The sequence below is a fragment of the Shewanella algicola genome (assembly GCF_014648035.1).
GTDB classification, from domain to species: Bacteria; Pseudomonadota; Gammaproteobacteria; order Enterobacterales; family Shewanellaceae; genus Shewanella; species Shewanella algicola.
In genome coordinates, this window is the sequence record NZ_BMQI01000079.1 from 1 (window position 1) to 12,898 (window position 12,898).

Sequence of the window (12,898 nt, forward strand, 5' to 3'; positions counted from 1 at the left end):
TAAACTCTCAATAGAGTACGTTTTGATAAGCAGTTACACAAAATTAGTTACAGTCTCGATTATCGGACAGCGTTAATGTGACTTTATGAACACCTGCTTGAATCACCTTGAAGCTCATTGATTTGCCATATCCCCCAGTTTTCTCAATAGCGTTCTCATCAAATGACCACTCATATTCGAAACTCACTCCGGGAGCGCTGATATAAGGCATATTCAATGTTGCGAAACCAGTTGAAGGAACGAATTTAACGTTATTGTTTATGCTCAAACTCAATTTATCGTCTGTTGGGAATGTATAACTAAACGTGTTCATGATGATGTTTGACTCACCAAGCGTTACGTCTTTATATCCCTTTAACCATGCTTTAACTTTCAAATTCAGTCTTTGTGAACCATCCAGATCAGCTTCTTTTACTAAATAAGTAATGGTAGATTCATTTGAAATAACAGTTCCATCTGGAAGTTCCCATTCAGATTGCGATTCAACACCGGTTGAAATGAATGGGTTGACAACTTGTAATTTCAACTCTATTTGAGTACCGACTTCAACAAAACTTGGTTTTGCCACATTGACCGTTAATGGTTTTGGTTTAGTCACAGAAATATACTTAATGGCTTCACTCCATTGTCCACTTTCAACTTCAGAAGAAGTATTCGCATATTTCATCCGGGCTTTCACTTTTAACAAGCTATCAGCCACAGTTAACTTAAACGTAGAATCTGCTTGCAACCAAGTTTCACCATTATCAATTGACCACTCTACTATCGCATCACCTTGAGGTGTATCGCTGTTATCCAATGCTATTAATTCAACTTCCTGCCCTGATATCGCTTGACTGGAACCGGCTATCGTTATCTTCGGGATATCATAACTAATTAAGGTCACTTCATCTGAATTAGTCACAACACCAGTTTCTTTGTTTGTAACGACAGCCCTGATTTTAATCGTTTCAGGACTTGTTGATTTGATAGAAATGTATTGACGGTCTGCAAGTTCGTCATCTGAAATCCAAGCACCATCTGCTCGTTGCATTTGCCAATCAATATTACCCATCACTCTAAAATCATCATATGAAGCGGTATCAAATCTAACATCAAAGTTGGCAGGTATTCTTGATTGTACAACTCGTGAAACAACCTCACCTTCAACCGCTGTGCCTTTAACAACAGTAATGCTTCTCGGAATTGATACTCGTTGCACCTCGATATCTGGATAAGGTGATTGTGCTCTTGCTACTGCATAAACAGCTTGGTTACGCTCGAAGATAATATTAGCGTCAAGCTCAATCACTCCTTCCCCTGTAGCGCCAATCGATTTGGTTTCAGTTATAGGTTCATAATCTGTTCCATTTTTGAACGCTAAATATACATCCCAACCGGTACCCATTGTCGAAGCATCATACTCAAACAGACCTGTCGCATTATTGCGAAGCCCTAATTGAATTGAGGCGCTGATGGTTTCAGTTGAAGCATATTTGGGACTATCTAGTTCCATCAACACTTGCATATATGGGTGAGGTGTAACAATTAAATCAAATTGTTTTACAATGTTAATCTCTGGCGCCAAACTGTAATGGCCTTCTAATGTATACCCCACTTTGTCCCATAATACCGAGTCACCTAACTTTTCCGCATAACCAGAAAATGTTTGAGTTTCGCCAAAAGGTAATTGGTTATGCTTATAGAATTTTTCGTCGCCATTTTCGTTACTTAAACTTACTGCTACATTTGCACGACTAGACTTACCGTTGTATCGGCCTAGCAATGTGTCATTGATAGAAAGGCTGTATACACCGTCGCTTAATTTCAGCTTGTCGTCTAATTCGAGCTCCAAAGGCTGTGGCGCAATAGCTTCAAACTCTAATGTCTCACTTCCGACTTTAGCAACTCTACCTGTCTTGTTAACAATATAAGCATGATAGGATAATCGGTTTAAGCCTAGTTCACTGACAGCTCCTGAAATTTTTGATTGATACGTTGTCACTGTTGGCGTTAAGCCATCAGGCAATTCAGACCATTCAATATAACAAGCATACTTATTATCATTTGACGCCAACGCAGCCGCAGCTTTTGTGCCGTACAAATCACATTGAATACCTCTTGTTCGATTGACCGTTAATGCAACATCCTCGACTTTTTGAATCACGGTTACAGGGTTATGATTTACCGCAAACGTCATCTGTAAATAATTAAATGGCAGTGACAGCGAACTCACTCTACCATCCTTATCTTCGACCTCAACATCCATCACATATGATGTGTTGGCTTCTAAACCAAAGTTCTCTCCGGTGAGCTTTTTAAAATAATTTTCGCTATTTGTCGTAAATGCTTCGCGTCCATCAATTTTAATGCTCTTTATTGTCGATTCACCTAAAACACCATTATGAGCAACGATAGTTAAATCATCTAACATGTTGACAGTTTGTGCACTTGAAAGGTTCTCGATAGACCGTCCTTTATGAAGCACTTTGATTTGCGGTAATGGCCTAGCGACTACAACATCATCATAAGTTTCTATTGTTTCATTGTTGTAAGTGTCTTTCGCAATAACTTGAACGGTGTACTCGCCCGGAGTTAATGACGTCATTACAAATGGATAGGCACTCGCCAAGTTCCCATTCAAAACGGAAGAGTTTGTGAGTGTTTTTGAATCAGCGTTATTGTTAGGAATATCAAATGAGATTTCATTACCATCTACCGTAATGGTACTCTCACTTTTAGTGCCCTCTTTTGCCGTAAAGACTAATTGCACGCGAGACGGTTTCCACCAGGTATCGGTAGACGCTAACTCAGGTCTGAAGTTCGTGATACCTACAGCACCTTCGCCTCCCGCAATCGCAACCGTAAAGCCTAAATCCGTATTAACAACGGGTTCATTCTCTAATGTTGGATTGAAATTAGTAAAGGCGATATTAGGTCCACGAAAATCATGATGAATAACCCAGTCTTTAGTAAGCAAGACAGATTCATTCCAACCACCAATTTTACTGTTCGCTATAATTTTATAGTCGCTATCAAATTGAAGTTGATCCAAGTCTTTCGTATAACCCACGCCACTATAAATAGTACAAGACGATTCTCCTTCAGGTACATTACATGTTCCCACACCATCAATGGTCACCTTTTGAATGTATGTTCTTGGCTCAACCAATACAGTTGTAAAACTTAACTGGCTATCTTCACTGTAATTGTACATTTCGAAGCCACTAAATACTTGGCCCATTAAGCGAGTCGTTATATCTTCGATAACGGGTTTGGGTGGCTCTGTGACTGTTAAATCTATTGTCCCTGTTGATATTTCAAATTCTGTTATTTTATTGCCATTAAAGCCGACCAATGAATACTCTAACGATTGAATTCCAGGTTGTTGGAATATCCCTGAAACCTTATCATTTGTTCCCGCAATACCTTCCGGTAAAGATGTCCATTTTACAAAGCAAGGTACATCACCTTTATTAATTGCTCCTTTGGCAAGTGCTTCAGACTCGACCAATCTACATCCTGTGACGTTATCAACTGCAATTTCTGACATCTCACTAACAATGGCATCAAAGGTTTTATTTCCTAATGTTATAGATGAAATCTCAGTTTTAATATCTCCTTCGAAGCTTGTTGAATCCATGCCTGTGACATAACCTGCAGGGAGAGAATCTATGTATTGGCAAGTCCCATTTTGTAACGAATAAGGGGTATTACACGTTTCAGTTGTTGATACATCTTCTATTAAAATGCATTTTCCATCTTGAGCCGTCATTCCAAGTGGACAATAATCATAAACAACATCGACGGTTTTATGATACTCACACTGGCCGTTTTGGTCTGAATACCCATCAGGGCAACTTTTTAACACTGGCGTTTTTTCATTGCCCTCACACTGAAGTGTCGTTGTATTAAGCGTCATGCCATCATTACAAGTGCATGATGAATCAACAAATGAGGTAGAACAAACTGGAGTGAAATAAACATCTTTCACGCACTCCCCACCATTTAAGGCAAAAGAAGCTGAACAACTCTCTGTGTAAGCAACAACGTCCTTAAATTCACAATATTTTCCGTCACTGGATTTAACATATCCAACAGGACAAGAGCCCACTAAGTTAGTGTCGGTTTGCTTGAGACATTGGGTTTCTGAAATTTTATCAAATGAAGCATCATCACAAATCCATTCTTCTTGGTCAGTAACTAACAATGAACAACTTGACCCCGAAAGGGTATATGCAGGGTCTCCACATTTATAGATATGAGCGTTCGTTAACGTCTTATTACACACCTCTGTAGTTGAATCTGGCGAATAAGTTGAGTCGGAACAAGATAAGGTATACGGAGCTGTTTGATCTAACGTACATGAACCATCACTGTGGTTTACATAATTAGATGGACAAGTCCAAGCGTTTTCTTTGTTCTGCAACTGTGTACAATTTCCGTCATTATGATTCACATAATTTATGGGGCAGGTAAACGAATATGCTAACGTATCCGTAAAGTGGCAAGTTGAACCGGATAACGACCAATTACTATCGCAAGACCATGTATTTGCTTGAGAAACTAGCTTGCTGCACGTAGAATTTTCTAAGCTATAATCACTTGGGCAATTGTAGTTAAATGGCTGAGTTTCTAACAGACTGCACGAATTGCCACTTAGCAAATATCCAGAATCAGAGCATTTCCACGAATTATTGGCTGTTAATAAACGACTACATGAACTGCCACTTAACGAATAATTTTCTTGGCAATTGTAGCTAAATGGCTGAGTTTCCAACAAACTACACGAATTTCCACTTAACGAATATCCAGAATCTGAGCATTTCCACGTATTTGTGGCTGTTAATAAACGACTACACGAACTGCCACTTAGCGAATAATTTTCAGGGCAATTATATGAAAAATTCGTAGTGACAAGTTTCGAGCACGAATCACCGCTGAGCGAATATCCAGAATCATTGCATTTCCACGTATTGTTTACCGTCAATAATTGGCTGCAGGAGTCTCCGCTAAGTGCATAATTTATAGGGCAATTATAACTAAAAGGCTGCACTTCTAACAAACTGCAAGTTGAACCACTTAAGGTATAACGAGCGTCATTACATTTCCATGTATTATTGGCCGTTAACAATCGAGAACACGAATCCCCGTTAAGCGAATAATTTGCATCGCAGTTGTACGAAAAATCGGCAGTTTCAAACTTTGAACAAAGAGATCCATTTAGTGAATATCCACTTCCTGAGCACTTCCACGTATTTGTGTCTGTTAATAAGCGCGAACACGAGCTTCCACTAAGTGTATAATTTGATGGACAATTATACGAAAAACTGGCCGTTTCAAGCTTAGAACAAGTTGACCCACTTAGCGAATAACCACTCACCGAGCATTTCCACGTATTTGCAGCCGTTAATAAGCGAGAACACGAATCCCCATTTAGCGAATAATTTGCAGGGCAATTGTACGAAAAAGCATCAGTTTCAAGCTTTGAACAAGTTGACCCACTTAGTGAATATCCACTTCCTGAGCACTCCCACGTATTTGCGGCTGTTACTAAGCGAGAGCACGAACTTCCACTAAGTGTATAATTTGATGGACAATTATACGAAAAATCAGCAGTTTCGAGCTTTGAACAAGTTGACCCACTTAGTGAATATCCACTTCCTGAGCACTCCCACGTATTTGCGGCTGTGACTAAGCGAGAGCACGAACTCCCACTAAGTGTATAATTTGCAGGGCAATTATACGAAAAATTGGCCGTCAGAAGTTGGGTGCACATACCATTTATTAATGTTGATCCAGATGCGCAGGTAGGTGTAACCGTAGTTGTTTTTGCACATAATGTTGACGATACACTCTGATATCCTGATGGACAACTAGACTCAGCGTAGTTACTACACATACCGGTTGATGAATTAAAAGAATCACAATACATAGATGTATTGAGACCGGTTTCAATATAAGCACCGCTTGACTCTATAAGTTTACATGTTGATGGAGCCTTATATGATGAACTAGCGTATTTGTTAAAACCCATCATATCATTCATGTAGTCTTTAAATACTACACATAAATTGCCACTAGCAAGACATTGGCCACTGTCTTGTAGCGCACCACTGACACACCCTGCCGTAGTAGTAACCGTTTTTTCGCATGTGTAACTCGATGAATTAAAGGTATATCCTGATGCACAATTTGGAGTAGTCGTTACTGTTTTCTCACAGCGATTATTAGTTGATGAATAAGCATATCCACTCGCGCAAACCTTGCTTGCGGTTTGAGTTACTGTCTTTTCACACCGAGAATTAGCCGAAGAATAGGTATAGCCACTCGCACAAACTGGATCGGCTGATTTAGTTGTGGTTTTCTCACAACGGGTATTTACTGAAGAATACGAGTATCCTGAAGCACAAATTTTACTCGCGGTTTGTATTAACGTTTTCTCACACCGAGAATTAGCCGAAGAATAGGTATATCCACTTGCACAAACGGGATCTGCCGATTTGGTTGAGGTTTTTTCACAACGATTATTAGTAGATGAATAGGTATATCCACTCGCACAAACCTTGCTTGCCGTTTGAGTTAAGGTTTTTTCACACCGAGAATTAGCTGAAGAATACGAATAACCACTCGCACAAACGGGATCTGCCGCCAATGTTGAGGTTTTTTCACAACGATTATTAGTAGCTGAGTAGGTATATCCACTCGCACAAACCTTGCTTGCCGTTTGAGTTAAGGTTTTTTCACACCGAGAATTAGCTGAAGAATACGAATAACCACTCGCACAAACGGGATCGGCTGATTTGGTCGTAGTCTTCTCACAACGATTGTTAGTAGCAGAATAGGTATATCCACTCGCGCAAACCTTGCTTGCCGTTTGCATTACCATTTTTTCACAACGATTATTCGCTGAAGAATACGAATAACCACTCGCACAAACAGGATCGGCTGATTTGGTCGTAGTCTTCTCACAACGATTATTAGTAGCAGAATAGGTATATCCACTGGAACAAACCTTGCTTGCTGTTTGAGTTAACGTTTTTTCGCATCGTAAATTTGAGTAAGAATAGGTATAACCACTTGCACAAACTGGTGCTGCTGATTGTGTAAGGGTTTTCTCACAGCGATTATTGGTTGCAGAATAGGTATAACCACTCGCACAAATTTTGCTGGCCGTTTGAGTAAGCGTCTTTTCACATCTTGAATTGGCCGAGGAATAGGTATATCCACTTGCACAAACCGGTTCGGCTGATTTAGTTGTGGTTTTCTCGCAGCGATCATTGGTTGCAGAGTAAGAATATCCACTCGAACAAATCTTGCTGGCCGTTTCAGTAAGCGTCTTTTCACATCTTGAGTTAGCCGAAGAATAGGTATAACCACTCGCACAAACTGGATCGGCTGATTTTGTTGTGGTTTTCTCACAACGATTATTGGTTGTAGAGAATGAATAACCACTTGCACAAACCTTGCTTGCCGTTTGAGTTAACGTTTTTTCACAACGAGAATTAGCTGAAGAATAGGTATAACCACTTGCACAAACTGGATCTGCAGCTTCTGTTAATGGCTTTTCACACTGGTCATTGACGATGGAATACGTAAAACCTGATGGACAAGTCCTTGATGCTACCTGCGAAACGGTTTTTTCGCATCGCGAATTGGCCGTAGAATATGAATATCCGGTCTCACAAAGAGGGTCGGCCTCTGTCGATAATGTTCTTTCACATACTTTTAATGATGAGTTATAAGTAAAGCCTGCCAAGCAATCATAATCAACGGTTTTAGTAACCGTTTTTCTACAGTCATTTGTCGCGCTGACATAAGTATAGCTAGGGTCAGAACACGTCTTATCTGCTACAACGACGATAGTTTTTTCACAACGGTCATTTGACGTTGAGTAAGTAAAACCGGTTGAACATTTTGCTACCGTATTTTCATACTCAGTTTTAGTGCAAGTACCGTCGCCATTGCTGTCAAACCCTTCAGGACAACTTGATTTAGCTATTTCTGTTAGCTTCACACATTTTGAAAGATCAGATGTTTTAGTCCAGCTTGAGTTAGGGCATGTATATAAAAGGCTTGCTGTGTTCACCTTTTGGCAAGTGTTCGTCGTAGAATCTAAAATATATGAATCGGGACATATCTCAGCTGTAATATTTGGAACATCTAGCGAATAATGACTTGTGCCAGCAACATTGGATACTTCTGGATAGAATGGGATCTTTAACACGCCCCCAGTTGCAGTTAAATCTTGAACAATGGTCATTGACTGTCCAGGCTTTAATGCTTTTCCTTGAACAATAAGACTAGATTCGGCATCACTCGCTAGAGACACCTTCACTTTCGTCAATCCTTGTGCGACCTTTCCATCAGCATTTGTGATCACGGGGGTTTCAAGTACCGTGACAGGTTCATCTTTTCGATCCAGAACCAATTCATCTAATGCTAACGCTTTTATTTCAGGCAACATCAACGTATTAGCATTGCTTGACGCATAACTCATTGGGATTCCACCCAATATCATTAATAATGCTAAAAATCTCATCAATCCGTTCATCTCAATCTCCGCGATAGACTATTCCACAGATTATTTTACTGCTGAGATTTCGTAATTCATGACGGTTCAGAGGTCATTTGGGACACGCTATTTTTTTTTCGCTGTTTTTTTGACTTTATCGACAGCCTGTTACCGTGGAATTTTAAAAATTGGGGGGGGGGGGAGTTGTCGCTGGAAGCATAAGCTGACATAGGTTGCTTCTAGCTTTCAATCACTTAGCACAAAGATGTAACCATAACCTGACATAAAATATAACCATAAGCTGACAAATTAGTGTAGCCTTTTTCAGATCATGATGATGGCATGTACTTTTACAACATCCGGAGACTTTAAGCATCACTAACAACGCGACATAACGAGTGGCAAGAACTAGCAGCGATCAAGTACACCAGTAGCAGCTCAGCCCCAAATCACTCCAACGGCGGGCAAGCACCATATGCTTCGGTCAAACTGCACAAATCAGGTTACAGGAAGGTGCACCAATAGTATGGGGCCCATGCATTATTGAGCTTAGCGGCACTGGCCCTGATTGCACCATCTGCAGGCAGACACTGAGCGCTTCTACTGGTCACATTACCCTATTTCAGACAAGAAAAAGCCCCAATTAAATGGGGCTAGCACCAAAAACAAGGGAGCAGTCAGATCTGGTCAGAACTAATTCAGCTTATCTGGCTTCCACGAGGGCGCGGCATCATAACCTCCATGTTTAATGCTAAATCAAAGCCTAGTAGAAGGTGGGCGTCATTGCCATTAACAATGGGTGGCTTCTTTTTCTTACTATGGGTATCTATGTATTTACTTTGAATGAAACCCCCAAAAAAATAATTGACAACAATCATTTCTCGACAACAAACTCCTCAAATATTTTTATTCTTTTATTCTTTGCTTTTTTCACTATCATCATTGGTATTTTGCTAAACGCTCCTTTAGGAACAAAGTACTTTTTATTCTCACCCACATTAATTGATGCAACGCTCAGATTAAATATAATAATCTCGCAATTAAACCTGACATCCTTCCTCTCAAAAAACTCGCCATCAACCTTAACTAAACCATTCTCCATCAAAGTCACATCAACTAATTTTGAAACAACAAAATAAAATGAGTAAACAAAAACTGAAAAAACCACCAAAAACAAAAAAAATAAAAACTTTCTTTCCTCAACAAACATACTCAAATCGGGATCAAAAGATAAATCCATACAAAAGAAAACTCCTCCTAGAAAAATGAGGACAAATGCATATAAGAAAGCAGATATGACAAATTGAAAATAAAGATATGCCCTATATCCTAGAGAACTCAATTCTACATTACCCATAAATTTTACCATTCTATTATTGGTTTTGTTACAATAGTTGCTGTATGAGCACCTAGACCAGGGCCAGCTGCTATTGAGTATATATGGTCAGATGGAGCCGTCATGACATCATATGGTGCAGGATTAGCCACAGAAAGATCGATAAAACCAGTGCTCCCGCCCACCTCAAAACTTTCACCATAAAAAGTATCTGGGTTTGGGGCTGCGACATATTCAACCTGGGCACCAATATCTAAACCACTCTGTTCTTTTGAATAGTAGTAATAAAATGAACTCTTCTCTATTGTAAGAGGATTTCCATCCAAATCAAACCTAGCGTATCCCACACCACCACTAAACCCTATATCCCACATTTCAAAATCAATCCCCACCCCAACAGCAATAGCTTCACCATACCTAGACATTTCTCGTTTAAGGTTTCTCCAGCTTTTCTTTACATTCTCCCATGAGGGTGAATTCGATAATTCTTCTCTCTTCGCCTGCTGGTTACCATTTAACATTTGTGCAAATCCGGCAGTAATGGCTCCATTCCCAAACTTACCACCAGTTACCTTAGAAACAGCTCCACCTATGGTAGCTGCCACTACGACCCTCGCAGCATCCCAACCCACTCCCTGTGTTGTCCCAACAATTCCATTCACATTAGTGGCTTTAGTTAACCCCGCGCTCAAGAACCCATGTCCAAAACTGCCACCTTGTAACTCAGACATGATTCCTCCAGCTACAGCATGAGAACCTATGTGGCCATATCCATTTGTTTCCCAAAAACCAGATTTTGCATTAAACTCAGCGCCTATCGCTCCAAATACAGCTCCAGACAAAGCACCGTAAAATGTCCCTCTCAAAGTACCGGTAGCAACATATCCACCCGCAGCTCCTGCAACAGCCCCCGCAGCAGCAGACCCCAACCCCCAAGCAGTTGCTGCCCCGTATGTGGCATATGTAATGATTGCTGCCAATATTACACGACCATATTTTTCTATGAACCGGCCAAACTCTTTGAATATTTTATCAAAAAAGTACCCACTTGGGTCGGTATAGCTCATTGGGTTATTCAGCACATAACTATAGCGGTTATAGTTCTGGCTATTCTTAGGCGCCTGAATGAAAGGATCTGCCTGCATGAAGCGACCTAGGGTTGGGTCGTAAATACGCCCTCCCATATGAATGATGTCCAAGCCTTTAAGCTCTTTATGACCGGTATAGCCACGCTCTGTCGGCTCAGGAACCGTGAAGTTGGCCATTAAACTATCGACATAAATACTGTGTCGCTTGCCATATGGGTCATAAATTGCTTGCGACACTACCTTGCCATTTTGGTCGGTTACCGCAACAACCGACCCTTGATGGTCTTTATGAAGATAATAGGACGATTGGCTACCATTACTTCGGTGTGTGACGATCACGTCATCTGCAACATAGTACTTGTGCTCAGTTAGCGCCCCCGTACCACCACTACGAACAACCTTTTCATAGTTACCAAGATAAGTTGTTTGGTAAGTCGTGCTTTTACCTTGCTCAACGCGACTATCGGTTTTGAAATACAGCTCTCTATCCACACCGTAGTACATTGTAGATGAGTTGCTACCTTGACTTATCTGGGTAGCTTTGTCGTAGCTGCCGTAGGTAAAGCTACGGCTACCATCTGACTTAACATTGCCATTTTCATCATAGCTAAAGCTATATAGTGCATGCGTGAACGATGAGTCACTGTAGACGCCCAGCAACTTATGGACTTTCACCGCATCATACTTGTAGTAACCAGCTCCAGACTTATATTTGAAGTTACCCCAGCCATCTAGCGTATAAGTTTGAGTCGACTTAAAGCTACCAGGTAGCGCACCAAGAGTGTCCTGATAACTGATGGTGCGACGTTCCAAACGATTTAAATCGTCATAGGCGTACGACTCAGTAAAATTGCTACCACTGCCCACTTTTGAAGAGTAGTTGCTAGTCCTAGTTTTTACGTTACCAATTAAGTCGTAAGTGACCCCTGAATAGTGAATATTTGGGTTTGAACTGTGAGTGATTTGTACGCTGCTAAAGCGCCCCGTATCACTTTCATAATCAATAGTGCTAATGACATTGTTGCCGTAACTCAGTTTTGACACATGATTACGTTCATCCATGTCATCAATTTGCTTTAACTTTGCTTTGGTTTGGTTATTTCGCAGCAAATATAGGTAACCGTTACTCTTATAAACAGATTCAACGGCAAAGCTACTGGTACCCGAAGGGTAGGTGGTCACTTTGGGTCTGCTATAGCTATCATAGGACTGAGTCTGGGTATACCACTGACCATTGATATAAGTTTTGGTCTGCTCAGGCAATGACAGTTGATTATAGGTAAATGTTTTCTTGGTCGACGCCGATGACGTTGTATTACACGCGACAGAAGTGGCGGTATATTTTGCCGTCGACATCAGCTTGCCTACTGCTTTACTGCTTGCATGTGCCGTTGAACCATAATTCCAGCACAGCGTCCCCTCAGAAGCCTCGTAGCTTCTTACTTTGCGCCCTAAGACATCATAACTAAAGGTAAACAGGTGCTGTCGAGCCGTTTTCTGCGTATAGAGTTCACCAAATGCATTATAGGTATATTGCCAGAGCCCTTTGATAGGATCGTTAGTACTAAGCTTACGCCCCCAGTCATCATAGGTATTGCTAATAACACTCGACTTCCCATCGGCCACCGTTGTAGCGGAAAGCAAATTCCCATACGAGTCGTACTCAAATTCGACCGTATTACCGAGTTCATCGACCGTTTTAACTAACTCTCCAAATGCATTTTGGTAAGAGTAAGCAATTTGCCCTAAACCATTAATCTCCTGCGTTTCGCTGCCATACCATCTCTTTTCAACATCATTCCCATTTGGACTCGTTACCAGATAAGGCCGTCCCAATACATCGTAATCTATGCTAGTCACAAGACTCGAGTTGGGTTCAGAAACAGTCTTCTGACGTCCCTGTTCATCGTACGTTAGAACAACCGTATTCCAGGCTCCATCAAAGCCTTCGACGCTGTTAGCAACTTCTCTTCCCCAGCG

At 40.9% G+C, this 12,898-nt stretch carries 3 protein-coding genes; all 3 read right to left on the reverse strand.

The features are described from left to right. Positions 1-43 precede the first annotated feature (43 nt). The 3 genes from IEY42_RS20745 to IEY42_RS20755 all read right to left on the reverse strand — a co-directional run bounded on the left by IEY42_RS20745 (position 44) and on the right by IEY42_RS20755 (position 12,778). Complete coding sequence (locus IEY42_RS20745) at positions 44-8,533, reverse strand: Ig-like domain-containing protein (RefSeq protein WP_188927108.1); 8,490 nt, start codon at positions 8,531-8,533, stop codon at positions 44-46. An 835-nt stretch (positions 8,534-9,368) separates the two neighbouring features. Next, complete coding sequence (locus IEY42_RS20750; protein WP_188927109.1) at positions 9,369-9,734, reverse strand: hypothetical protein; 366 nt, start codon at positions 9,732-9,734, stop codon at positions 9,369-9,371. 122 nt (positions 9,735-9,856) lie between these two features. Then, a complete protein-coding gene (locus IEY42_RS20755; RefSeq protein WP_229780219.1) occupies positions 9,857-12,778 on the reverse strand; it encodes an RHS repeat domain-containing protein in 2,922 nt (973 codons plus the stop codon). Positions 12,779-12,898 lie beyond the last annotated feature (120 nt).

Excerpts from the sequence above, each read along its gene's own strand:
- IEY42_RS20745 (WP_188927108.1), bottom strand. The coding sequence starts at position 8,533 with ATGAACGGATTGATGAGATTTTTAGCATTATTAATGATATTGGGTGGA.
- IEY42_RS20750 (WP_188927109.1), bottom strand. The coding sequence starts at position 9,734 with ATGGATTTATCTTTTGATCCCGATTTGAGTATGTTTGTTGAGGAAAGA.